The sequence below is a fragment of the Anaplasmataceae bacterium AB001_6 genome (assembly GCA_020002265.1).
In the GTDB taxonomy this organism is placed as follows: domain Bacteria; phylum Pseudomonadota; class Alphaproteobacteria; order Rickettsiales; family Anaplasmataceae; genus AB001-6.
The window spans coordinates 716321-741483 of sequence record CP048228.1; the positions used below are offsets into that span (position 1 = coordinate 716321).

General features: G+C 30.6%; 18 protein-coding genes and 1 tRNA gene. 3 read left to right on the top strand and 16 right to left on the bottom strand.

From position 1 onward, the window contains the following. Nucleotides 1-9: 9 nt before the first annotated feature. The 12 genes from rpoC to rpsL all read right to left on the bottom strand — a co-directional run bounded on the left by rpoC (nucleotide 10) and on the right by rpsL (nucleotide 16075). Complete coding sequence (gene rpoC / locus GUI12_03400) at nucleotides 10-4287, bottom strand: DNA-directed RNA polymerase subunit beta' (GenBank protein ID UAT43180.1); 4278 nt, start codon at nucleotides 4285-4287, stop codon at nucleotides 10-12. 76 nt (nucleotides 4288-4363) lie between these two features. Beyond that, on the bottom strand, nucleotides 4364-8542 hold the full coding sequence (rpoB, locus tag GUI12_03405; GenBank protein ID UAT43181.1) for a DNA-directed RNA polymerase subunit beta: 4179 nt from the start codon (nucleotides 8540-8542) through the stop codon (nucleotides 4364-4366). Nucleotides 8543-8596: 54 nt separating this feature from the next. After that, nucleotides 8597-9073, bottom strand: a complete 477-nt coding sequence (locus GUI12_03410; GenBank protein ID UAT43182.1) for a hypothetical protein — start codon at nucleotides 9071-9073, stop codon at nucleotides 8597-8599. A 66-nt stretch (nucleotides 9074-9139) separates the two neighbouring features. Further along, on the bottom strand, nucleotides 9140-9673 hold the full coding sequence (gene rplJ, locus GUI12_03415) for a 50S ribosomal protein L10 (protein UAT43183.1): 534 nt from the start codon (nucleotides 9671-9673) through the stop codon (nucleotides 9140-9142). A 36-nt stretch (nucleotides 9674-9709) separates the two neighbouring features. Further along, the gene (locus tag GUI12_03420) at nucleotides 9710-10441 is read right to left on the bottom strand and encodes a hypothetical protein (protein ID UAT43184.1); all 732 of its coding nucleotides are present in this window, start codon (nucleotides 10439-10441) and stop codon (nucleotides 9710-9712) included. Between the two features lie 25 nt (nucleotides 10442-10466). Further along, nucleotides 10467-10895, bottom strand: coding sequence for a 50S ribosomal protein L11 (locus tag GUI12_03425; protein UAT43185.1), 429 nt, complete (start codon nucleotides 10893-10895; stop codon nucleotides 10467-10469). Nucleotides 10896-10898: 3 nt separating this feature from the next. Then, the gene (locus GUI12_03430; GenBank protein ID UAT43186.1) at nucleotides 10899-11447 is read right to left on the bottom strand and encodes a hypothetical protein; all 549 of its coding nucleotides are present in this window, start codon (nucleotides 11445-11447) and stop codon (nucleotides 10899-10901) included. A gap of 239 nt (nucleotides 11448-11686) precedes the next feature. Further along, nucleotides 11687-11761, bottom strand: a tRNA-Trp gene (locus GUI12_03435). A 55-nt stretch (nucleotides 11762-11816) separates the two neighbouring features. Beyond that, nucleotides 11817-12995 (bottom strand): elongation factor Tu, encoded by a 1179-nt coding sequence (tuf, locus tag GUI12_03440; protein UAT43187.1) that lies wholly within the window; start codon nucleotides 12993-12995, stop codon nucleotides 11817-11819. 53 nt (nucleotides 12996-13048) lie between these two features. Then, nucleotides 13049-15187, bottom strand: a complete 2139-nt coding sequence (gene fusA / locus GUI12_03445) for an elongation factor G (GenBank protein UAT43188.1) — start codon at nucleotides 15185-15187, stop codon at nucleotides 13049-13051. A 30-nt stretch (nucleotides 15188-15217) separates the two neighbouring features. Beyond that, nucleotides 15218-15697 carry a 30S ribosomal protein S7 gene (gene rpsG, locus GUI12_03450; protein UAT43189.1) on the bottom strand — a complete coding sequence of 160 codons (480 nt, stop codon included), beginning with the start codon at nucleotides 15695-15697 and terminating at the stop codon, nucleotides 15218-15220. A gap of 9 nt (nucleotides 15698-15706) precedes the next feature. Further along, on the bottom strand, nucleotides 15707-16075 hold the full coding sequence (gene rpsL / locus GUI12_03455) for a 30S ribosomal protein S12 (protein UAT43190.1): 369 nt from the start codon (nucleotides 16073-16075) through the stop codon (nucleotides 15707-15709). A gap of 371 nt (nucleotides 16076-16446) precedes the next feature. Here rpsL and GUI12_03460 point away from each other — a divergent pair, with 371 nt between their 5' ends. Both GUI12_03460 and murA read left to right on the top strand, forming a co-directional pair. Beyond that, the gene (locus tag GUI12_03460; protein UAT43191.1) at nucleotides 16447-17007 is read left to right on the top strand and encodes a dCTP deaminase; all 561 of its coding nucleotides are present in this window, start codon (nucleotides 16447-16449) and stop codon (nucleotides 17005-17007) included. Nucleotides 17008-17042: 35 nt separating this feature from the next. After that, nucleotides 17043-18344 (top strand): UDP-N-acetylglucosamine 1-carboxyvinyltransferase, encoded by a 1302-nt coding sequence (gene murA, locus GUI12_03465; protein ID UAT43192.1) that lies wholly within the window; start codon nucleotides 17043-17045, stop codon nucleotides 18342-18344. Between the two features lie 63 nt (nucleotides 18345-18407). Here murA and GUI12_03470 read toward each other — a convergent pair whose 3' ends face one another. The 3 genes from GUI12_03470 to GUI12_03480 form a co-directional block, all read right to left on the bottom strand. Continuing rightward, the gene (locus GUI12_03470) at nucleotides 18408-20108 is read right to left on the bottom strand and encodes a molecular chaperone GroEL (GenBank protein ID UAT43193.1); all 1701 of its coding nucleotides are present in this window, start codon (nucleotides 20106-20108) and stop codon (nucleotides 18408-18410) included. A gap of 2 nt (nucleotides 20109-20110) precedes the next feature. Further along, nucleotides 20111-20425, bottom strand: coding sequence for a co-chaperone GroES (locus GUI12_03475; protein ID UAT43194.1), 315 nt, complete (start codon nucleotides 20423-20425; stop codon nucleotides 20111-20113). 198 nt (nucleotides 20426-20623) lie between these two features. Then, nucleotides 20624-21625 (bottom strand): hypothetical protein, encoded by a 1002-nt coding sequence (locus tag GUI12_03480; protein UAT43195.1) that lies wholly within the window; start codon nucleotides 21623-21625, stop codon nucleotides 20624-20626. A gap of 212 nt (nucleotides 21626-21837) precedes the next feature. Between GUI12_03480 and GUI12_03485 the strand changes: the two genes are divergently transcribed. Next, nucleotides 21838-22698, top strand: a complete 861-nt coding sequence (locus GUI12_03485; protein ID UAT43196.1) for a thioredoxin domain-containing protein — start codon at nucleotides 21838-21840, stop codon at nucleotides 22696-22698. Nucleotides 22699-22730: 32 nt separating this feature from the next. On the opposite strand, the gene topA is transcribed toward GUI12_03485, so the two are convergent. After that, nucleotides 22731-25070: a type I DNA topoisomerase gene (topA, locus tag GUI12_03490; protein ID UAT43197.1), complete on the bottom strand. Its 2340-nt coding sequence runs from the start codon at nucleotides 25068-25070 to the stop codon at nucleotides 22731-22733. Between the last annotated feature and the right edge of the window lie 93 nt (nucleotides 25071-25163).

Below are 25163 nucleotides of genomic sequence, written 5' to 3' on the forward strand. Positions count from 1 at the left end.
TAGATTTTGCTATTCTACAGAATTAAGGTCATTATTAGCACTTTGATTACTATCAGCGGCAGAATTCTCTGAGTGTAAAACTAAATTATCCTCAAAATCAAAATGTGCCCCTGTTTTCTCTGCTAAATCATCAGAAATTTTTTCGTTATTTCCGATTTTTTCATTTTTAATACGTTCAAGCATATCGTAAACGACAAAGCCAGTACCTGTAGGCAATAATCGTCCAACAATAACATTTTCTTTAAGACCTTTTAGATAATCAATTTTTCCAGAAACCGCAGCTTCAGTTAAAACTTTAGTTGTCTCCTGAAAAGAAGCAGCAGAAATAAATGAATCTGTTTGTAAACTTGCCTTAGTAATTCCTAGAAGTACTGGTCGAAATAAAACTTTCTTCATATTTTTAGCTTCCAAATCTTTATTGGTTACATCAACATGCTTGAAATCTACTTTTTCTCCAACTAATAAAGCACTATCTCCTGCATCAGTGATTTCAACTTTTTGAAGCATTTTACGAACAATAACTTCAAAATGCTTATTATTAATCTTAACACCTTGTAATCTATATACATGCTGTATTTCAGATATCATATAATCTGCTAAAGCAATAACACCCAAGACACGTAAAATATCATGAGGATCAGGGTTTCCATCTACAAGCATATCTCCTTTCTTTATAAAATCTCCGTCTTTTGCAATAACGTGATGACCTTTAGGGATTAAATACTCAAATTCACTTTTACCATCTTCTGATCTAATCAATACCTTTCTTTTACTCTTATAGACATCTTTTCCAAATTCTAAGTAACCATCTATATCACTAATTATAGCAGCATCCTTAGGATGTCTTGCTTCAAATAGCTCTGCAACCTTAGGTAAACCACCTGTAATATCACGAGTTAAGTTATATTCTTTAGAAATTTTAGCAATAACATCCCCAGGCTCAATCAATGAATCATTTTCAACATTCACAACAGATCCAATAGGTAACGAATAGATAGCTTTAGATCCAGTTTCATTATTGGCAATAATATCTCCATCCTCTCCAATAATTTCAATTCTCGGTCGCAATCTTGACAAATTTTGCTCTCCCTTTCTCCATTCAACTATCGTTTTATTAATAATTCCCGTATCTTCATCTAAATGTTCATTTACAGAAACATTATCTATCATATCTTTATATAAAATTTTTCCCTTAAATTCAGATATAATATGAGAATTATAAGGATCCCAGTCTGCTATTTTGGTTCCAATTTTAATTTCTTGATTATCAGAAACATACAACTTAGATCCATACGGTACTCTACCGTGTGAATGCTTGGTTCCAGCTTTATCAACGATAGTGATATCCAAAGATCTATTAATAACTATCTTATCTCCAAACCTATCAATAACAGTATTAGCAGCAGCATTCATTAACACTTTACCGCTACAAAAAGAACTTAAAGAAGAAACTTCGACACCTTTCGTAGCTGCTCCTCCCACGTGGAAGGTACGCATCGTAAGTTGAGTACCAGGCTCTCCAACAGATTGAGCAGCAATAACCCCTATCGATTCACCGATAGATACAAGTCTATTACCCTTTGATAGATCTACACCGTAACATCTAGCACAAATACCATTTTCAGCTTCACAAGTAAGCACAGAACGAATTTTAATAGCATCAATACCTATTTTTTCTATCTTTGTAATTTGATCATCTAATATTAAATCACCAGATTTTATAATAATTTGATCTGTATCTGGATCTATAACATCAACAGAAGAACATCTTCCTATAACTGATTCAGATAAAGAAGTGATAATATTTCCATTATCAATTAGCGCCTTCATCAACAATCCTTTAAAGGTTCCGCAATCATGTTCAGTAACAATAGAATCTTGTGCAACATCCACCAATCTCCTTGTAAGATAACCAGAGTTAGCGGTTTTAAGGGCAGTATCTGCCAAACCTTTTCGAGCACCATGCGTAGAATTAAAATATTCCATTACATTTTGGCCTTCTCGTAAATTAGATGTAATAGGAGTATCCATTATTTCTCCTGAAGGTTTTGCCATCAACCCTCTCATTCCCGCTAATTGCCTAATCTGCGCAGGAGATCCTCTAGCACCAGAATCTGCCATCATATATATTGAATTCATATCAGCAACAGAATTACAATCCGCTATACCATCCATCATGTCTTTCGCGACAATATCAGTACATTCTTGCCAAGCATCGATGACCTTATTATATTTTTCATTTTTCGTAATAAGACCTTCTTGATACTGATTATCATACTGCTGAACTTTTTTATCAGTATCCGCTATGTGAGCAAATTTTGAAGACGGCACTAACATATCATTTTTTCCAAATGATATGCCAGACAAAGTAGCATATTCGAATCCAAGAGACATCAAAGAATCGCAAAAATCAACAGTGACTCGTCTACCACATTTGTTATATACAATAGAAACTAGTTCTGTTACTTCTTTAACAGATAAAATTTTATTAATGACTGCAAAATCAATATTATCAGGCAATATGGTGAATATTTTCAATCTCCCTGCAGTTGTCAAAACCCATTTTTCAACATAATCTCCTTCTGAATTTAACAATTTTAACCTACAATTAATAGGAGTATGTAAAGTTATATGAGATGCAAAAAGAGCCCTATCCACTTCCCATTGGTCTGAAAAATAATGCTCATGCTTATCATCTGAAGTTTGTTTGTCATCAATTTGAGTAAGATAATATATTCCTAAAACAATATCTTTAGATGGTACAATAATTGGCTTTCCATTTGAAGGATTAAGTATATTTCTATCAGACATCATCAAAATACGTGCTTCAACCTGAGCTTCAATAGAAAGCGGAACATGAACCGCCATTTGATCTCCATCAAAATCTGCGTTAAAAGCTGTACAAACTAATGGATGTAATTGAATTGCTTTACCTTCTATCAATATAGGATCAAAAGCTTGAATACTAATTCTATGTAGAGTTGGTGCTCTATTCAACAAAACAGGGTGTCTTTTAATCACTTCATCTAAAATATCCCAAACTTCTGGACGCTCATTTTGTACCATTCTACTGGCAGTTTTAAAAGTCGATGCAATACCATACATCTCAAGTTTTGCATATATAAAAGGCTTAAATAATTCTAAAGCTATTTTCTTCGGTAAACCACACTGATTTAACTTAAGTTTAGGACCAACAACTATAACTGATCTTCCTGAATAATCAACTCTTTTTCCAAGTAAATTTTGACGAAAACGCCCTTGTTTACCCTTAAGCATATCACTTAAAGATTTATAAGGTCTTTTGTTATAACCTTTGATAACCTTATTTTTACGTGAATTATCAAATAGAGCATCTACAGCTTCCTGCAACATTCGCTTTTCATTATTAACGACGATATCAGGAGCATTCAACGATTTAAGATTTTTAAGTCTATTATTTCTATTGATAACAGTTCTATACAAAGCATTCAAATCAGAACTAGCAAATCGCCCACCTTCTAACATAACAAGAGGTCTTAAGTTAGGAGGAATAACAGGAATAACATTCAATATCATATCTTGAGGTTTATTCCCAGATTTTAAAAATTCAATTACCAAGCGTAATCTACGAACAGCTTTTTTATGCTTAATATCAGGTAACCCTGAATTTATTTGTTCATAAAGTTCATCTCGTAATTTTTCCAAATCAACATAAGCTAACAATTTTTTTATTGCTATAGCTCCCATTTCAGCAATAATTGAGCCTTCTCCGTAATTTTTTATTGTGCTGCGATATTTTTCTTCTGTTAAAATTTCACCTACTTTAAAAGGCGTTACACCAGAATCTAATACAACATAAGCTTCAAAATATAATATTCTTTCGACATTTTTCATTGTCATATCTAAAATCTGACATATCCTAGAAGGAAGAGATTTTAAAAACCAAATATGTGCTACTGGATCTGCAAGCTCTATATGACCCATTCTTTGTCTTCTAACACGAGATGAAGTAACCTCCACACCGCATTTTTCACATACAACGCCCTTATATTTTATTCCACGATATTTTCCGCAAACACATTCAAAATTTTTAACACTTCCAAATATTTTTGCACAAAAAAGCCCACCATTTTCAGGATTGTTGGTACGATAATTTATCGTTTCTCCACTTATAACACTTCCATAAGATTGCTTTCTAATTTCGTCTTCATTAAAAATATTGATTTTTATTGCGTTAAAACGGCTATGTGAAAATCCAAAATAAACATCAAAAATTTCCTCACCCAGCGAACCTAAACTAAAAGACATAACACTCCTAACAAAATACTTCTTATCAATCAAAGACAAAAATAACTAAAAAAAATAATTTCTACAATTTCAAAAATTAAAATGTAGAATCTTTTTCATCGATTTTAATTAATTGAACATTCAAACATAAAGCTTTCAGCTCATTAACCATAACGTTAAAAGATTCTGGAATACCACAAGCAAAGCAATTCTCTCCCCTAACTATGGATTCATATATCTTAACTCGACCTACAACATCATCTGATTTTACCGTAAGCATTTCTTGAAGAGAAAATGATGCTCCATAAGCCTGATATGCCCAACATTCCATTTCTCCAAATCTTTGACCACCGAAATGCGATTTTCCACCTAAAGGTTGCTGAGTAATCAAACTATAAGATCCAACAGATCTAGCATGAATTTTGGTATTTACAAGATGATTCAACTTTAATAAATATGCACTACCAACAGTCACAAGTCTATCAAATCTCTCCCCTGTTCTTCCATCATATAAGACTTCTTGTCCTGAAGAATCACAATCTGCTAATTGTAATAATCTAACAATAGCAGCTTCACTTGGAGATTCAAAAACCGGTGCAGCAACAGGCACACCAAACGCCAAAGATTTTGAAAATTCTATAAATTCATCATCAGACATCTTCAGTAAAGTAGACTCTATCTTACTTCCTTTATATATTTCAAAAACCAATTCTCGTAATTTAACAATATCAGACAAAGATAATAAATTCTTAATCTTCATCCCCAATCTCATTGATGCCCAACCTAGATGAGTTTCCAAAACCTGACCAACGTTCATTCTTGAGGGTACTCCCAAAGGATTTAAAATAATCTCTACACTCGTACCATCCTTTAAATAAGGCATACTTTCTTCAGGCACTATTTTTGAAATCACACCTTTGTTTCCATGACGACCAGACATTTTATCACCAGCCTGCAATCTATTATTAACTGCTACAAAAACTTTGACAACAAATAAGGCACCTTGAGGTAAATCATCACTAGCATCTATTTTAGATAAACTATCACAATAAGCTTTCTCTATTTCAGAAACCCGTAAATCATACTGAGATCTCAAATTATGAATTTTTTGCAGATCATTAACACATGGAATATCCCACCATTCAGATAAATTAATAGAATCCAACATATCCTCAGATATAACCATGCTCTCAGAATAAGAAAGATAATCACATGATAAAGTGTTATCTCTCAATAACCCCCTCAAAGATTGATAGACATAACCTTCAAGAATTCTTATTTTATAATTCTTTCTAGTCAATTCTTCTTGTTTGGATTGAGCCTTAATAAGCAAAGAACGCCCCTTTGGTTCAATACCTCTTCTAGATAAAATACAAACATCTGTAACAACACCCGAAATTCCAGGGGGAACACAAAGAGAAGTATCATAAACATCTATTGATTTTTCTCCAAATATAGCTTTTAACAACTTTTCTTCAGGAGTCATAGGAGATTCACTCTTAGGAGTTACTTTTCCTACTAAAACATCACCAGCTTCAACTTCTGCACCTATATGCACAATTCCAAATTCATCTAAGTGATATAAAAGTTCTTCTGCTATACTAGGAACATCTCTAGTGATCTCTTCCGGACCTAAACGAGTATCTCTAACAACACACTCAAATTCCTCTATATGCACCGACGTAAATTTATCTTGTTCAATAACTTTGCTAGACACTACTATAGAATCTTCAAAATTCAACCCTCCCCAAGACATGAAGGCAATTATGATATTTTTTCCCAAAGCTAATTCACCGCCGTCAGTAGCAGCACCATCTGCTATAACTTGTCCTTCTGAAACCTCTTGTCCCACAAAAACAACCGAACGTTGATTAATACAGGTATTATGATTAGTTTTTTGAAATTTAATTAGACTATAAGAATCTATCCAAAAATTATCTATATCAGCTGATCTAATAACAATATTAGCAGAATCAACATAATCTATAATTCCACCCCTCTTAGCAATCAAAACAGTTCCTGATCCTTTAGCAACATATTTTTCCATTCCAGTTCCTACAAGAGGAAAATCAGGACGCATTAAAGGTACAGCTTGTCTCTGCATATTAGAACCCATCAATGCACGATTAGCATCATCATTTTCTAAAAATGGTATTAAAGAGGCAGCTACAGAAACTATCTGTTTAGGAGAAACATCGATATAATCTACTTTTTCTTTACTTACTAATTCAACTTCATTTTTCTTACGACAGTAAACAAAATCGCTAACAATTTTCCCCTCTTCGTCAAGATCAATGTTAGCTTGAGTTATATTGAAATTTTCTTCATCGATCGCATTCAAATAAACAACTTCATTTGTTACGACTCCATCAATTACTTTTCTATAAGGACTTTCTATAAATCCATACGAATTAATTCTAGCATAAGTAGCCAAACTACTTATTAATCCTATATTTTGTCCCTCAGGAGTCTCTATAGGACAAATTCTTCCATAATGACTAGGATGAACATCTCGAACTTCAAAACCTGCTCTTTCTCTAGTTAATCCTCCTGGGCCTAATGCTGATAATCTTCTTTTATGCGTTATTTCTGATAAAGGATTAATTTGATCCATAAATTGAGAAAGTTGCGAAGAAACAAAAAATTCCTTAATAACAGCAACCAGAACTTTAGAATTTATAAGATCGGCAGGCATAACATTGTCCAAATCAGATACAGAAATTATTTGCTCCTGTATCAATTTTTCCATTCGCAACAAACCTATCCTAAATTGATTATCAACAAATTCTCCAACAGATCTAATGCGCCTATTACCCATGTGATCTATATCATCTGCATCACCATTAACATTTTGCAATCTAATAAGTTCTTTTAATACATGGATTACATCATTCTTTGTGAGAACAGTAATGTCTTTATCTCCTTTGAGCTTTAATCTGGAATTCAAACGCATTCTTCCAACTGAAAGAAGATCATATCTTCTCTCATCAAAAAATAAAGATTCAAAAAGATTTTTAGCAACATCAAAAGTAGCTATTTCACCAGGTCTAACAACTTTATATATATCTAAAATAGCATCTTCATAAGTTATTTTATGATCAAACAAAGTATTACGTAAATGAGGGCTAATTCCATTGCCCCTCATAGCAGCAATTTTTATAGATTTATTTCCAGCTTCAATAATTTTCTTTACATCCTCTTCTGGAGAAGAAAAAAGATCTCCCAAAGAAAATAAAATATTTCCTTGTAAATCAGAAATATCATCTGCAGCACAATAATCAGAAAATTGATTAATAGGAAGAATATACTTTTTTAAATTTTTTGCTTGTAATTTTTTAATTAATAAAGGGGTAACCCGAATTCCACGCTTACAACATAAACTACCATCATCAGCATTATAAAGATCAAAAGGAAGTTTTAACCCAAGAAAAGCGTTAGGATCAAAATCAACCACCCAATTACCTGAAATATAATCACAAGAAATAACATCATAAAATTCATGCAATATGTCAGCATCTGTCATTTCTAAAGCTTTTAATAAAACAGATATTGGAATTTTACGCTTCTTATCTATACGAAAAAATATAACATCTCTAACATCAAATTCAAAATCTAACCAAGAACCCCTATATGGAATCAGTCTAGCAGAATAAATCAATTTTCCTGAAGAATAATTTTTACCACTATCGTGAGAAAAAAATACTCCTGGAGCCCTATGAACTTGAGAAACAACAACCCTTTCCGTTCCATTAATTATGAACGTTCCTTTACTCGTCATTATTGGTATATCACCAACATATAAAGATTGTTCTATAATTTGTTTAGTTTTTTTTTCAATTTCATAAACATGATCTTCTTTATCATGCTGTTCTTTCGCACAATCAACAAAATCCTCGGAATTTTCCGATTGATCTTCTGAAGATTCTAAATCATTATTCCATATCACTAATCTCAAAGTTGCTTGAAAAGGAGCAGAATAACTCACTCCTCTTCTTACACACTCATCTTCATCAAATTTTGGCTTCCCTAAATTACAACTAACAAATTCTAAAACCATTTTTCCATAATGATCTGAGATAGGAAAAGCAGATTCAAAAATATTATATAAATTATTAGGATCACCGGCATCACCATTAATAAAAGCATCATAAGAATCTAACTGTATCTTTATAAGATCATTAAAATGACTATCAGATAATTCATCATTATGATCTACAGAAAAAAGCCTAAATCCCCTGACATCAATATTATCAGAAAAAGTAACAGCACAACACATATCAAACAATCTCCATACTAAATCGATAAGACATAAAATTTGTCATCAATTAATTCACGAAGATGGAGTAACAGATATTTCTATTCCAACTTCATCAAATTTTGCTTTATAATCATCCAAAAGCTTCCTATCGATATTGACAAAAGGATTACTTGGCATACTACTTAACAATTTTTTAATTTCAATAAGAGTCATAGAAGCAGAATCAGAACTTTTTGCTTTAGACAAAAAATCCTTCATAACTCTCATCGCGGGCGCTATACTCGCTTGATCTTTTAATGATTTAAAAACAATATCCATCTTATCAGGTAATTCTTCAGATTTTACTTCAGCATCACCACTCTTATTTCCAGCATCGGCAGCTACAGACATTGGAACATTAGAAGGCATAGGAAAAAGAGTATCCATCTTAAATTCAACTTTAAGTAATTCAATCAATTTTATAAATTGACCGATGTTCAAAGACATAATTTCTTTAGCTATACCACCAACAATTTTATCATCATCAATCATATCAACACCATTAGACATAATAAAAAACCTCCAAAAACTTTTTATTAAAATAACACAACAAAAAATACAAAATTAATACATTATCTATTTCTTTTCTAAATCATTTTTCGCATGATCACAAATATTGTAAAATCCCAATACAGGCTTTTGCACAACATTAAATAAACCATAAATTGTAGCAGAACTCATCAACGTAATCAAAGAAGATCTAGCATTATCCAAACTCGGCATCTTAGAATAATTCTCTAAAAGTTCAAGATCAAGATATTTCATCTTTTCAATACCAAATTTTATGGTAAAAATATCTTTATAATCTTTAATAAAATCAAAAAACATTTTAGATAAATCAAATATATCATCAGAATAAATCATCAACATATTTGATTTAATTATAACATCGCAAGACTCTAAATTAAATCCAGTATCAGATAACGCTTTTTTCATTACATTATTCTTAAATACCAAAAAATCGATTTTTTCACAAGACCACACTTTTGATTTCAAATTAGATGTAACTTCAGCATTCATATTGCTAAATTCTACGAAAATAAAAGATTGACGATTTTTGAACAAATCTCTTAATCGATTAAAACCATCTATATTTCTCTGACTTACCATAAAAATAATGCACCTACACACGCACAAAAAAAATAATTAATTGACAAAACAACCAGAATTAATTCTTAAACTACCATCAGACATAGTGCTAGAAAGATATAATTTATCAATAACTTCCTTATAATTCTTTTTGAATTTAGATTTCTTACTAGCATGTTTATTATCACTGCTATTCCCCTCTTCTATAAATTTTTGACTCAAATTTAAAACACTATCAATGATTGACTTTATATTATCAAATATTTGAGATTCAGAAAACTCAAGATTTCCTATTTTAACATTAATAATTCCAGATTTATCTGATTTATAAATAATCATCCCTCTTACACTTATATCTTCAATTGCAGCACTGATATCATCAACAACAGTACCAAATTTTACATTAGGCATTAATCCCTTAGAAGATAAAATTCTGCCATATCGAGCAACATTCTTTATAATACTAGATTTAGCCAAACAATAGCTATATTTAGATAATTTCTTTTTATCAGATAATAAAGGAATGTCAGAATCATTCGCAACAACCACATCAACATTATTTTCCGAATTTACAGAAAAATCAGGATCATCCGTTAAAATCAAAATATTTGCCTTTGCTCCATAACCATGAGGTAATAAAACCTTCGATTTAAAAATATCATAGCGGGGAAAAATCAACTTAATCGATAAATCAATTGATTCTAAAAAAGATCTATTTTTACCTTTTACATCTAAAAGATAATCTTTTATAGAATTCAACACATTATCATCATATTTATCAATATTCATAATTCTAAAACCAAAATATACAAAATTAATTGACAACCCTAATTCCCATAGAATGGGCAGTACCACATATCATATTCAATGCACTCTCAATATTATTACAATTCATATAATCAAATTTATCACGAGCAAGCGCAAGCAAATCATCTCTTTTAATTGTCTTAATTATCTCTTTTCCTGGAGCATTACTTCCTTTATCAATAGAAAATTCTTTTCTTAACATGTTAGAAACTGAAATTCCTTTTAAAACTATTTCAAAAGATTTATTAGATTTTATCTTTAATAAAACACGCAATAAAATTCCCTCTTCATAATTTTTAGTTATATCATTAAATTCAGAGCAAAATTTCATCATATTCACACCTCTAGGACCAAGCACAGAAGCAATATTAGGACTAGGAGCAGCTTTTCCAGCAAACATCAAAAGTCTAACAACTCCAGTTATTTTATAATTCATAAATTAATCCTCTTTCTCTATTTGATCAAAACCTAAATTTATCTCGGCCGTACTTCCTAAAAGTTCTATAACAGCCACAACCTGCTTATTTTCTTTAGATACAGATACTATTCTTGCTTTAACACCACTAAAGGAACCACCAATAATTTTAACAACATCACCAATTTGTAATTGCAAAGAACTAGTTTTAGAATGTTCAATAGCTTGTATATTATTTTTTATTTTATCAATTTCTATATCATCAATAATTCTTAATCCGTTTCCATTATCCCCTGAAGAAAATTTATATAATTTAGGAATAGAAAGCACTTTATTTAAAAATCTATCAGATGGCCTCATTCTTATAAACACATATCCAGGAAAAACCTTTCTTATTTTCTTTTTCGATACATCATTTTCAATGATATCACCAAAATCTTCTCTAGGAATATATATTTCTCCAAAATCAGAATCATCTGAATATCTCGTCAAAATAAATCTTTCGATCTGATCTTCTGCGCCAGATCGAACACGAAAAATATACCAAGAAAAACTCAAAGCAGTCAAAGACATATAAAAAAAGAGAAAAAAAAGAACAAAAAGATTTTAAAAGACCAAATATTTTAACATTGACAAACAAAAAAAATCAACTAAAACAAATAATACAGCACTGAATGAAGTGATAAAAAAAACAAACACGAATAACACCATAAATTCCCTAAAAGATAACCAAGAAACAAATTTACCTTGATTCAAAACTTTAAGAAAAAAATCCAAAACGACCATAATCAAAACATAATACAGAAAAAAAACAGGAGCAATAGGAGTCGAACCTATAACCTTCGGTTTTGGAGACCGACGCTCTAACCATTAAGAGCTATGCTCCCATCATTTTTATAAAATAGAATAAATTAAAATTCTTTCATTTTATAAAAAAAATAATTATTCTGAATCAATAATATCAAGAACACAACCTGATGCAATAGTCTTTCCACCTTCTCTAACAGCAAAATTCATACCATTTTCGAGAACGACAGGATATATAAATGTTATAGTAGCATCAACATATTCTCCAGGAATAGCCATTTTCTTATTTCCATCATCTAAATCTTCAATAACACCTGTAACATCAGCAGTGCGAATAAAAAATTGCGGCCTATATTTTGGTAAAAAAGGATTCACCCTTCCTCCTTCATCTTCTTTTAAGATATACAACTTAGCCTTAATTTTTGTACAAGCTTTAACAGTTCCTACTGCAGCTAAAATTTGCCCACGTTGAACTTCATTTCTCTTCAAACCCCTCAATAAAACTCCAACATTGTCTCCTGCTCTACCTATATTCATATCTTTATGAAACATTTGAACTCCTGTACAAATTGTTTTAACACTACTACCTAACCCTTTAGTTTCAACTTGATCATCTTTTTTTATAACACCAGCATTGATCATACCAGAAACTACAGTGCCTCGACCCTCTATACTAAATACACTTTCTATTGCCATAAAAAATGGTTTATCCATATTTCTTACAGGATCAGGAATATTATCTAAAGCTTGTAATAATTTTTTAATAGAAGTAATACCATATCCCTCTTCATTGTCTTCATTATTTAAAGCCATTAAAGCTGATCCATATATGACAGTAGCGGCATCTCCATCAAATTTCTTTTCTGTCAAAATGTCTCTAATTTCCATTTCACACAGTTCCAACATTTCTGGATCTGCAATATCTGCTTTATTAATATAAACAATTATATGCTTTATCCCTATTTGATAAGCTAATAATATATGTTCTAAAGTTTGAGGCATCGCTCCATCTGTAGCAGCAACAACTAAAATTGCAACATCCATTAATGCCGCACCAGATATCATATTTTTTATATAATCAGCATGTCCAGGACAATCAGCATGTCCATAATGCCTTTTTTCAGTAAAATATTCTACATGAGAAGAATTAATTGTAATTCCCCTAGCTTTTTCTTCAGGAGCATTATCTATCTCGTTATAAGATTTAGTATTAACCCCTGCAAAATTAGATATAGCAGCAGTTAAAGTAGTTTTTCCATGATCCACATGGCCTATCGTCCCAACATTTAAATGTTGTCTTTCTTGTGTAGTCATAAACACTCCTATAAATCAAAAAAAAAAAAAATAATAATAATAAAATAATATAGCTAATTTTTATCAAGTATTTCAGAAGCTATATTATCAGGCATCATAGCATATCTCAAAAAACTCATAGAATAACTAGCACGCCCCTGGGTCATCGATCTCAAATCATTGACATATCCAAACATTGAAGCAAGAGGAACTTCACATGAAACAATTCTCACATTATTTTTTAAATCCATATCAAGAATTTTTCCCCTTCTTCCATTTATATCACCTATAACAGAACCCGTATAATCATCTGGAGACATAACATCCACTTTCATCATGGGTTCCAATAATTTCATCCGCGCCTTATCACGTATTTGTCTAAAAGCAGCCTTTGCAGCAGTTTCAAAAGCCAAAACACTTGAATCCACATCATGATAAGAACCATCAAACAACGTCACTCTAAAATTCATAATAGGATAACCCGCAAGAACTCCCTCATTTTTAATTGCTTCTAATCCTTTTCTAACTCCAGGAATATATTCTTTCGGAATAGCACCACCTGTTATTTTATCGACAAATTCAAAATTCATGACATTATCATCATTACTTTCTTCAATAGGTTCAAAAGTCATGCAAACTCTAGCGAATTGTCCTGCACCACCAGTTTGTTTTTTATGTACATAATCAATATCCACTTTTTTCGTTATAGCTTCTCTATAAGCTACCTGCGGAGAACCTGTATTAATATCAACACCAAATTCTCTTCTCAGTCTATCAACAATAATCTCAAGATGTAATTCCCCCATTCCTTTCAATGTGACCTGTCCCGTTTCTTCATTTGAAGAAATTTGTAATGAAGGATCTTCATGAATTAATCTAGAAAGACCAATTGACATCTTTTCTTGATCAAGCTTAGATTTAGCTTCAACAGCAACTTCTATAACTGGTTCTGGTAAATCTATTTTTTCCAATACAACATCTACATCAGTAGAACATATAGTATCTCCCGTGGTAACGTTTTTCAATCCTGGCACTGCAACAATATTTCCAGCTGATACAAATTTCACATCTTCTCTATGATTAGAATGCATCATTAATAATCTACCAATTCTCTCTTTTTTTCCCTTACCAGTAACATTATATATAAAATCACCAGTCGATAAAACCCCTGAATAAATCCTAACATATGCAAGAGAACCAACAAATTGATCATTTGCTATTTTAAAAACCAAACCACTGAAAAATTTATCATTCACCGGATCAATAGAAATCTTCTCATCCGATGAATTATAAGCAGATAAAAGACCAAAATCAGAAGGACTAGGAAGAAAATCTACAACAGCATCTAATAAAGGCTGAACACCCTTATTTTTAAAAGAACTTCCACATAACATAGGAACAAAAGATGATTTTAAAACTCCCTGTCGAATAACACGTTTAATTTTATCAGTTTCCAATTCTAATAATTTAACACCATGTTCAACATACAATTCTAAAATTTCATCATCAATTTCAGAAACATGAGCAATTAATTCTTCCCTCAATCTTTCAACAGTTTCTTCAAGATCATTTGGAACAGACTCTTCTGTATATTCAGCTCCCAAAGATTCTTCATGCCATACAATAGATTTGTTTTTTATAAGATCTACAACACCACAAAAATCACTTTCTGATCCTATTGGAATTTGCATAATTAACGGATTAGCACCCAACACTTCTTTCACTTGTTTCACACAATCAAAGAAATTTGCTCCAATTTTATCCATTTTATTAACGAAACACATTCTAGGCACTGAATATTTATCAGCTTGCCTCCAAACAGTTTCTGATTGAGGTTCAACGCCAGCAGCAGCATCAAAAACAGCAACAGCTCCGTCCAAAACACGCAAAGACCTTTCTACTTCTATAGTAAAATCAACGTGACCAGGAGTATCTATAATATTTACTCTAACATCCCCAAACATATCTGTTTTCCAAAAACAAGTAGTAGCAGCTGAAGTTATAGTGATACCACGTTCTCTTTCTTGTTCCATCCAATCCATGGTTGCACTACCATCATGCACTTCTCCTATTCTATTTTGAACTCCTGTATAAAATAAAATTCGTTCAGTAGTAGTGGTTTTTCCAGCATCAATATGAGCCATTATTCCTATATTACGAATAATACTAATATCATCAGTCACTTTTTTATCAGAATCGCTCTTTAAACTCATTCAATCCTCAAAACAAATATAATTCCTAATTTAATTAGACCAACGAAAATGAGCAAAAGCTTTATTAGATTCGGCCATCTTATTGTTATTTTCATGCTTTTTATAAGCCTCACCTTTGCCTTCCAATAAATCTTGAATTTCATCAGCAAGTCTTAAATACATAGCTTTTCCTTTTCTCTTTATAGCAGCATTTTTCAACCATTTCATAGCTATAGAGTGAGAACGCTCTTCACCAACTTTAACCGGAACTTGATAATTAGTCCCTCCTATCCTACAAGATTTCAATTCTACGTTAGGAGCTAAATTTTTTATTATATCATCAACTAATTCTTCAACTGAACATTTCTTTTTTTCAATAACCAAATTTATAGCATCATACACAATTGCAGAAGCAATACTCTTTTTTCCAGCAAACATGATGATATTTATTAATTTAGCAATAAAAACACTCTGATAACGACAATCTGGCTCAATTACCTTTTTATGAATTTTTCTTCTTCTTCTAGACATTTTTCTCTTTTACCCTTTTTTTGCACCATATCTTGATCTTCCCTGTTTTCTATTTTCAACAGGAGTAGAATCATACCAATTTCTAACTACTGCCATCTTTATCCCAGGCAAATCATTTCTTGGTCTAGCAATAACTCCGACAGTAGAATGTTCTTGTAGCTTATGTCCTTCACCAGGTATATGAGCTATAAATTCAACTCCTTTGCTTCTCACTCTACAAGTCTTTCTCAAAGCTGAGTTAGGTTTTTTGGGAGTGGTATTGAATACCTTAACGATAGTACCTTTTATTTGTGGATTACCACGCAAAATAGAAAAAGTTTTTGAAACTTTTTTAACTTTCTTTCTACCTTTTCTCACAAGCTGTTGTATAGTAGGCATAAAATAATCTTCTTTCAATCTCTAAAAATTTATAAATTCAGGAATTATCCGTAGTCGTAAAAATGCATCTACGCATCCGACTTAGTTCGCGTGAACCATATAATTATCGATATTTATGCTTTGATAGTCAATATTTGTTTAAACATTATTTAACGTATATTATTAGAATGACTTTATTTTTTAGTATTTAATGAAAATTATTCATTAATATTTTTTTTATATGGTAATTAAAATCATATGAATTTTGATATATTGGATAATATGCTATCATTTCATGACCTATACTTTTATAAAAAAATATATTACTCAGAAATTTTTATAATATAATAGTCAATTTAAATTTGTTATTTTATCAGTGGAGAAAAGCGTTAATGTCAGTTATGTCTGATAGATGGATACTTGATCAATGCTTAGCAAATGATATGATCAATCCTTTTGTAAATAAAAAATATACTGCAAACAAGGTAATATCTTATGGGATATCATCTTATGGTTATGATGCTAGATTATCAAAAGAATTTCACATTTTTACCAATGTCCATAATTCATTTGTAGATCCCAAAAATTTCGATATATCAAACGTTGTGGAAGTAACTAAATCTGATCATATAATTTTACCTCCTCACAGCTTCACTCTTGGGACAACAGTAGAATATTTTAAAATACCTAAAGATGTAATTGGAATATGTCTAGGTAAATCTACTTATGCAAGATGTGGATTAATAGTGAATGTTACGCCTTTAGAACCTTTATGGGAAGGTAAAGTCACATTAGAACTTTCTAATACCACTTCAAACCCTATTAAAGTGTATGTGAATGAAGGTATATGCCAATTTATATTCATAAAAGGCGATCAGGCATGTGATAATCCTTACAATAAGGGGATGGCTAAATATATGAGACAAGATACTGTAACTCATCCCAAAGTATAATTTATTTTTTGATTTACTAAATAGTAATTTGCGCAGTGAAACATATCAGAATAAGAGGTAAGCAATTTTTTGATGGATCAATTGATATTTCAGGATCAAAGAATGCATCACTACCCATAATAGCTGCATCTTTATTGATTAATAAGCCTATCATTTTACAAAAAATTCCGAACATATCAGATGTAAAAAATATGATAGCTATATTAAAATCTTTTGGAACAGAAGTTGTATTCAATAGTAAAAAATCTGAATTAAAAATAGAGAAGCAAAAGATAGAAGATACTAAAATATCAGAAAAATTAGCAAAAAAAATACGAGCATCTTCTCTTTTTATAGGCCCGATCTTAGCAATGAAAAGATGTGTGATTTTTCCCATACATCCTGGTGGTTGCAAAATAGGTTCAAGGCCATTAAATATTCACTTAGAATGTCTCAAAAAGATGGGTGCAAATGTAAAAGAAGAAAATGATAAATATATTATAACTACAAATAAAGAACTTAATGGCATTAATTATAGATTTCCAATCATTAGTGTTGGGGCAACTTCTAATGTCATTATGGCGGCTGTTAAAGCAAAAGGAAATACAATTTTAAATAATGTAGCAATTGAACCAGAAGTAATAGATTTAATAAATTTTTTGAAAAAGGCCAATTTTAAAATAGAAATTAATGAACAAAAAAGAACAATTAGCATATTTAGTTCACAAAAAACTTCACTACAATCAAATGAAGATTTTATAAAACACTCTGTTATTCCTGATAGAATAGAAGCGGCAACTTATATTATAGGTACAGCAATATCAGGAAAAAAAATTAAACTTATAAATGCTTGTACAGCGCATATACGGTATATTTTAAATTTCTTAGAGCAAATAGATGCTATAAAAACTGAAATAACCGATAAACATCTAATAATAGAAAAAACACAAAAATCAATTAAACCTTTTAATATAAAAACCTCTCCTTATCCAGGATTTCCAACAGATATACAAGCACTAATAACAGTATTAGCCACTCAAGCAAATGGAATGAGTACAATTAAAGAAACTATCTTTGAAGATAGATTTAAGCATGTTCATGAGATACAAAAAATGAACGGCAAAATTATAATTAAAGAAGATACAATATATGTTTATGGAAAACAAAATCTTCAATCTTGTAGTAACGTATTTTGTTCAGATTTAAGAGCTGGATACGCAATGATATTAGCAGCAATACAATCAAAAGGGACAAGTCTTATAAAGAATATACATCACATAGAAAGAGGATATGAAAACATAATAAGTAAACTCTCTGGTTGTAATGTAAAAGCAGAAATAACACAAGAATCAGAATAAAAAAGAGATCAAGGACATCTTAAGATGTCCCTAAACTCTTTATAATGGTAATTATGATATATTTTAATACATACCACCCATACCGCCCATACCGCCCATACCGGCAGCAGCAGACGATGCATCATCACCATCTGATGATTTTTCATCAACAACCAAAGATTTAGTGTTGATTAATATACTAACAACAGAAACAGCACTTTGTAATGCTACTCTTAGAACTTTTGCAGGATCTATAATTCCCGCTTCATATGCATCAACAAATTTACTGTTAAGAGAGTCATATATATATGAATGACTATCACTGTTTAACAATTCATTGATTATAATATCAGCAGCTTTTCCAGCATTTTGCAATATTCTTTTCGCAGGAGAAAACAAAGCATTCTTTAATATTTCAACTCCGGCTACTACATCTTCTCTAAGACCCTTAGTACGTAAATCAGATATAAATTTATCTAATTCTTTAGCAGCATAAAGGAAAGTAACGCCTCCTCCAGGAACAATGCCTTCTAATACAGCAGCTTTAGTTGCATTTAAAGCATCATCAACCCTATCTTTGCGCTCTTTAACTTCTACTTCAGTAGCACCACCAACTTTTAAAACAGCTATTCCATCAGATAAATTAGCCATTCTTTCTCTTAATTTATCTTTATCATAACTTCCAGTATTTGGGTCTTCAGCTTGTACACTAATTTCAGAAACTCTTTGTTCAATTTGTGATTTACGTAATTTACCCTGCTCAGTATCATCGCTCTCATCAGCTATTATGATAGTTTTATCTTTACTAACAGTAATTTTACGAACATAACCTAAATCTGAGATATCAATATCCTCAAAATCCACTGCTAAATCATCACTCACAATTTTATTAGCACCAGTAAGAATTTGTATATCTTCTAAGATTGCTGTTCTTCTATCGCCAAACCCTGGAGCTTTTATAGCAACTACTTTTAAAGTACCTTTTAACTTATTCAACACCAAACTTGTTAAAGCTTCTCCTTCAACATCTTCTGCAATAATTAATAGAGGCTTCTGAGAAGATGCAACTTTATTTAATAATTCAAATAAAGGTTGCAAATTAGATATTTTCTTATTTGCAAGAAAAACATAAGCATTTTCCAAAGATACAGACATTTTTTCGTTAGCATTAGCAAAATAAGGTGAGATATATCCTCTATCACAAACCATACCTTTTACAACTTCAACAGAAAAAGGCTCAAGTCCTTTGCCTTCTTCAACAGAAATAAATCCATTTTTCTTGACCATTGCCATAGCTTCTGCTATTTTAGACCCAATATCTTTATTTCCATTAGCAGATATAGCACCAACTTGTGCAATTTCTTCATCAGAAGCAACTTTTCTTGATAATTTTGCAATAGTATCAACAGCTTTTTCAGCTGCCATATTAATACCTTCTACTAAATCAACTCTAGAACGGCCAGAGGCAATTTGCTTTCTTGCAACATCACATATGGATAAAGATAAAACAGTAGCAGTAGTTGTACCATCACCTGCTTCTTCATTAGCACGGCTGGTAGCTTGACCAATTAATTTAACAATCTCTCTTTCAGAAGGATCTACAGGATTAAGAGTGTTCATAACATTATGACCATCTTTTGTCACTACTGGTGCGCCAAAAGATTTACCTAAAATCACAGGAGTTCCGCTAGGCCCCATAGTTCCACATACAACATCCATAGTGGAAAAAGCAGATTGCATTACATCAAGTAAATCTTGACCTTTAACAACTTTATTATAAGACATAATTATAAATCCTCCTTGATAACACAAACAATGTCATTTTCTTTTAGTAATGTATACTTTTCAGATCCAAAAGGAAATTCTGAAGCAGACCATTTCTGATATACAACCACATCTCCCACTTTAAGAGAACTTTGGATTTTTTCTCCATTTTTACCAACATAGCATTCACCTATAGCAAGTACTTTCCCTTTTAAAACAGATTTATCTTTTTCTGAAGATTTAGTTATAATGATAGAGGATTTTTTTTCCTCTTCTTTTATTTCACTGACCAATAAATTGTCGTGAAGCATTCGAATTTTATCATTTAAAGAAGACATCAGATTTTTGACCTCACAAATAAAACCAACAAATCGAGTATTGGAACACTAAACACAGCACTCCTCTTACACATTATGTGATATAAGCAATATAATCAAAAATACAAGAGCAATTAAGATAAATTTTACATTCAAATAAAATTCATCTGAGGATAAATATTTTATTTCTTTCTGAATAAGGATAGCAGTATAAGAAAATTACCTGATAATTATTAGTAATTCTATGATTAATTTTTGATAAAAAAATACAAATGAATGTAAATGACTTTTATAATCTTTTTCAGCAATATACAGAGCGTTCAGTACCTTTTTAATGTTTGATTGAGACCATTTATCGCGATAATTCAAGCTTACTGCTTCTTTATATTCACTTTTTTTAGCATTAAAATCTGTATTCAATAGGTAAATTGTATGACTCATCATCGCTCTTATAAAAAGTATTGGATCAATAATACTTGCTGTTGACATATTAGATAAAAATTCTTTTTTATTCTTTTCATAATATGAAATAAATATCTTGCTAAGATATAATTCATGATAATCTTTGATAAGATATTGTATTAAGCAATCTGAAGATACACACTGCTCTCCATAATAATATAACATCAGTGATTTAAGCCTTTCATAGATGTTATTGAGTTTAAATTTTTCCAAAATATCTACCACTTTATCTGTAAAAATTTTATTATCAATATCAAAAGATAGGTTAAATTTACAGATTAGGAATTGAATAATATAAAGAATATATTCATGAGATAATAAGGAAAATTCTATATAATTAAATTTGCTAGTTATAATGTGATAATTTTTTGAATTCTTATTATAATCAGTATTATCGCTGTTAAAAAATAGTAAAAAAGGTTTTTTAGAATTATATTTAGAAAAATAATCAATTATCGATTCTAGGTATTGTCCATCGATATCTAAATGAGGAATAATATATACTGTGTATTTTTCATCCCATAAGCATTGTTGTGTATCATCAAAGATATAATTTGCATTGATATGTTCCAAAATATTAGATTTCTTTGATAATGATTTAAAATTCAAGTGAATATATTTAATAGATATAGCAGAAAAATTTAAAATATCACAGATTGCATTAAGGAAGTTATTTTCCTGATCAAATAAGAAATATACCCCCCCTTCTGATCTCTTTAAGAGGTTTATAATATCCGAAATTAAAAATTTTTTAAGCATAAAAATACCAATTATAGTTATCTTTTTATGTTATAAAATGTCATCATCAATCACAAAAAATAGTAATATTTGACAAAAAACAATAACATATACTATCCTATATCAGTTGTGGTGGACAGTCTTTTTTTGTTTTCATCACTCAATCGCAGCCTGTTTTCGGCTACTGATTGTTATAATTAAAGATATCTTTTACATTATTGGTTCTATAAAAGATGAGAAATTTCATAATATTCATAGTGCTTTTTATCTTAACAGTCATGATTTCTGTTGTATCTTATGTGCTTTATACTTCTTATGAAAAACCTGAAAGTTTAACCCATCTTGATCAAAAAATTAGCTTGTGGGTTGAAAACAATCCTGAAAAAATCATCTCTTCTGTTGACAAAATGTACGAAAAAGAACATGCATTAAAGATGCAAGAAATCGTACATAATGCAAAGAACAAATACGGCGCTCAAGTTATAGACAGTGAGATCATTCCTTTTATTGGAGAATCTAATTCAGAGAATATTTTACTAGAATTTGTTGATTACTCTTGTTTTTATTGCAAAATGACAAGAGATCATCCAGAAGATTTAACACAATATATACCTGATTTGAAATTCATTGTTGTTCCAGTAACACTTATGGGTGGAGAACGTTCTAAATTGATATCAAAATATTCTATTGGTGTATTTATCTACGATAACGAAAAATTCAATGATTTTCATATTTCTTTATTCTCTTTAAATGGTGAAATAGATAAGGAAAAATTAAATGATTTGTTGCGAGATGTTGATATCGATCCTGAAAAATTTGCTAATCTTTTAGAAGAAAAAGCAGAAGAAATAGAAAATCAGATTGCAGCAAATAATAAATTCTTTGCCGCATTACATTCAGGAACTCCTTCATTTTTGTACGATAAGACGCTATTTATTGGTGTTGTTAAAGTATCAGATCTTTTTAATGCAATAACAGGCACATCTTTACCCCCTGAGGAAGCTTCTGAAGAAGAAAATATAGGAATAGAGATAAAAGAAGAGGAATTTTTTATAACAGAGAAAGATATAGAAAATGCACTAAGTTCACCATAGAGTTCATTTTATTCATCTCGTCGAAAAAAATTTTACTTCTTTTTCTTCTTTGTTTTAGTCGTTTCTTTTTTACTGTCTTTATCTTTTCCAGATTTGTTCATTCGCTTCTTTTTCTTAGATATGAGCTCTTTTAGAATATCAATTGCATTGTTTGAAGTAATGTTGATAAAATCGTTCTTCCTTAAACTGTAATATAATCCATCAAATAGCAAATAGAATCCATAAAAACTCTTACCTAAAGTGATATCTTTGTTCTCAAAATTAGCAATAACATAGGGAAGATTCGATATTTTTATTATAAAATCCTTAGGCAACGAATATACATCACAATCTTTAGGAAGAGAAACTCTCTTCTTTCCTTTCTGTAAATAAAATCCATATGGTCCCTTATTAAGCAAAACGTCTTCTTCTAGATCTGTCTCAGAATCCTTAGACAACAACACAACAGGATATGAAGTTCCATCATTATCATCAATATTTTTTATATTTATACAATCAGGATAATTTGCACAACCAAGAAAAATCCCTTTAGCAGATATTATTAAAGACATTTTATTATTGCATTTATCGCAAACCAGTTTTTCTTCTTGTTCAAAAACGCGATTAATCATACTATTGCTTATTTTTTTCAGTATAACTGGTGTCTCTATTTCATAGACAGAATTCACATCACGGAAAAAATCTATCCAAAAATCTTTCAATACCTCTTTCCAATTTTTTTTACCATTAGCAATTGTATCTAATGAATCTTCAAGATCAGCTGTAAAATTGTACTCAATGTACTTACTAAAAAATATACCCAGAAAAGAAATGGCTGCTCTTCCTTTAATATCAGGAATAAATTTTTTTTTCTCTAAGGTAACATAATTCCTTTCTTGTAAAACACTTATAATACTGGCATAAGTTGAAGGTCTCCCTATACCTAATTTTTCCATATTCTCAACTAATTTGGCTTCAGTATAATTTGGAGGAGGAGCAGTAAAATGCTGATTATCTGATACATTTTCTAACTTCATATTCTCTTTAAGCAGAAGATCATGTTCAATAAATTGAGTATTTTTACTTTCAGATATATATTCTCTATAAACTTTATAAAAACCATCAAAATTGATTTTAGAGCCAGTAACACGAAGAACAATGCTAGCATCATCATTACTAATATCTACTGATTTACTATCAAACACTGCATCTGTCATTTGACAAGCTACTGTTCTTTTCCATATCAATGAGTAAAGCCTATATTGTTCAATTGTTAAATCATCTTTAATAGAATCAGGAATGATATTAACATCAGCTGGCCTAATTGCTTCATGTGCCTCTTGAATGTTTTTAGATTTATTATCATATTTTCTTTGAGTAGGAAATAAATAATTACTACCATAATTTGTAGTAATAAAAGATCTAATCTCCTTCATAGCATCAGAGGCTATATAAGTTCCATCAGTTCTCATATAAGTTATCAAACCTACTTTTCCCTTTTTTTTTATATCTAAGCCTTCATATAATTTTTGTGCAATAGACATTGTTTTTTTAGGACTAAAGCCCAATTTACTAGAAGCTTCTTGCTGTAAAGTAGAAGTAATAAAAGGTTGGTATGGCTTACGTTTTATCTTTTTATCTACTATTGCAGAAATATGATATTTATTTTTATATATTTCATCGACTATTTTTTTTGCCGCTTCTTGATCCTTAATATCAAATTTATCAAGATTAACAGAATTATAAGTAATTAATGAAGCATTAATTTTTTCACCTTTTGTAGTGATAAAATCGCAATTAATGCTCCAATATTCCTGAGATTGAAAATGTTCGATTTCAACTTCTCTTTCACATATAATTCTAAGTGCAACAGATTGCACCCTACCTGCAGATTTTAAACATGGTAATTTTCTCCATAAAAGGGGCGATAAAGTAAAACCTACTAAATAATCTAAACATTGCCTAGTTTTTTGTGCATCTACAAGAGAATAATTTATATCTCTTGTATTTTTAAATCCGTGCAAAACATCTGTTTTTGTAATAGCGTTAAATGTTACTCTTTTTACATTAGTGACACTATTAATCATTGAATTATCTTTTAGCAATTCCAGCACGTGCCAAGCAATAGCTTCACCTTCTCTATCTGGATCCATTGCAAGATATAAGTTTTTTATATCTCCATTCGGGAAATGCTTTTTTACATGTTTAACTAGTTTATCTGCCTGCTCAAGATCTTCATATACAACATCAAAATCTTTTTCTGGAATAACACTTCCTTTTTTTGATGGAATACTACGAACGTGCCCCATGCTAGATAATACAACATAATCCTTCCCTAAATAGTTCATCAGTGTCCTTGATTTAGCAGGAGATTCAACTATAACCAAATTCATTATCAAATAAAAAAGACAGTAAATGATGATTATACAATAGGAAAATCAGTTATTAAAGAATAACAATTTAAATCAAGTTAATAGTTAATAAAA

What these genes read in the sequence shown, in the direction of transcription:
- GUI12_03420 (UAT43184.1), bottom strand. Translation starts at nt 10,441, where the DNA reads ATGAATATTGATAAATATGATGATAATGTGTTGAATTCTATAAAAGAT.
- GUI12_03425 (UAT43185.1), bottom strand. Translation starts at nt 10,895, where the DNA reads ATGAATTATAAAATAACTGGAGTTGTTAGACTTTTGATGTTTGCTGGA.
- topA (UAT43197.1), bottom strand. Translation starts at nt 25,070, where the DNA reads ATGAATTTGGTTATAGTTGAATCTCCTGCTAAATCAAGGACACTGATG.
- tuf (UAT43187.1), bottom strand. Translation starts at nt 12,995, where the DNA reads ATGACTACACAAGAAAGACAACATTTAAATGTTGGGACGATAGGCCAT.
- GUI12_03480 (UAT43195.1), bottom strand. Translation starts at nt 21,625, where the DNA reads ATGCTTAAAAAATTTTTAATTTCGGATATTATAAACCTCTTAAAGAGA.
- GUI12_03475 (UAT43194.1), bottom strand. Translation starts at nt 20,425, where the DNA reads ATGTCTTCTTTAAATGATAAAATTCGAATGCTTCACGACAATTTATTG.
- rpsG (UAT43189.1), bottom strand. Translation starts at nt 15,697, where the DNA reads ATGTCTAGAAGAAGAAGAAAAATTCATAAAAAGGTAATTGAGCCAGAT.
- fusA (UAT43188.1), bottom strand. Translation starts at nt 15,187, where the DNA reads ATGAGTTTAAAGAGCGATTCTGATAAAAAAGTGACTGATGATATTAGT.
- GUI12_03410 (UAT43182.1), bottom strand. Translation starts at nt 9,073, where the DNA reads ATGTCTAATGGTGTTGATATGATTGATGATGATAAAATTGTTGGTGGT.
- rpoB (UAT43181.1), bottom strand. Translation starts at nt 8,542, where the DNA reads ATGTGTTGTGCTGTTACTTTTTCTGATAATATTGATGTCAGGGGATTT.
- GUI12_03470 (UAT43193.1), bottom strand. Translation starts at nt 20,108, where the DNA reads ATGTCTTATAATAAAGTTGTTAAAGGTCAAGATTTACTTGATGTAATG.
- rplJ (UAT43183.1), bottom strand. Translation starts at nt 9,673, where the DNA reads ATGGTAAGTCAGAGAAATATAGATGGTTTTAATCGATTAAGAGATTTG.
- GUI12_03460 (UAT43191.1), top strand. Translation starts at nt 16,447, where the DNA reads ATGTCAGTTATGTCTGATAGATGGATACTTGATCAATGCTTAGCAAAT.
- GUI12_03430 (UAT43186.1), bottom strand. Translation starts at nt 11,447, where the DNA reads ATGTCTTTGACTGCTTTGAGTTTTTCTTGGTATATTTTTCGTGTTCGA.
- rpoC (UAT43180.1), bottom strand. Translation starts at nt 4,287, where the DNA reads ATGTCTTTTAGTTTAGGTTCGCTGGGTGAGGAAATTTTTGATGTTTAT.
- GUI12_03485 (UAT43196.1), top strand. Translation starts at nt 21,838, where the DNA reads ATGAGAAATTTCATAATATTCATAGTGCTTTTTATCTTAACAGTCATG.
- rpsL (UAT43190.1), bottom strand. Translation starts at nt 16,075, where the DNA reads ATGCCTACTATACAACAGCTTGTGAGAAAAGGTAGAAAGAAAGTTAAA.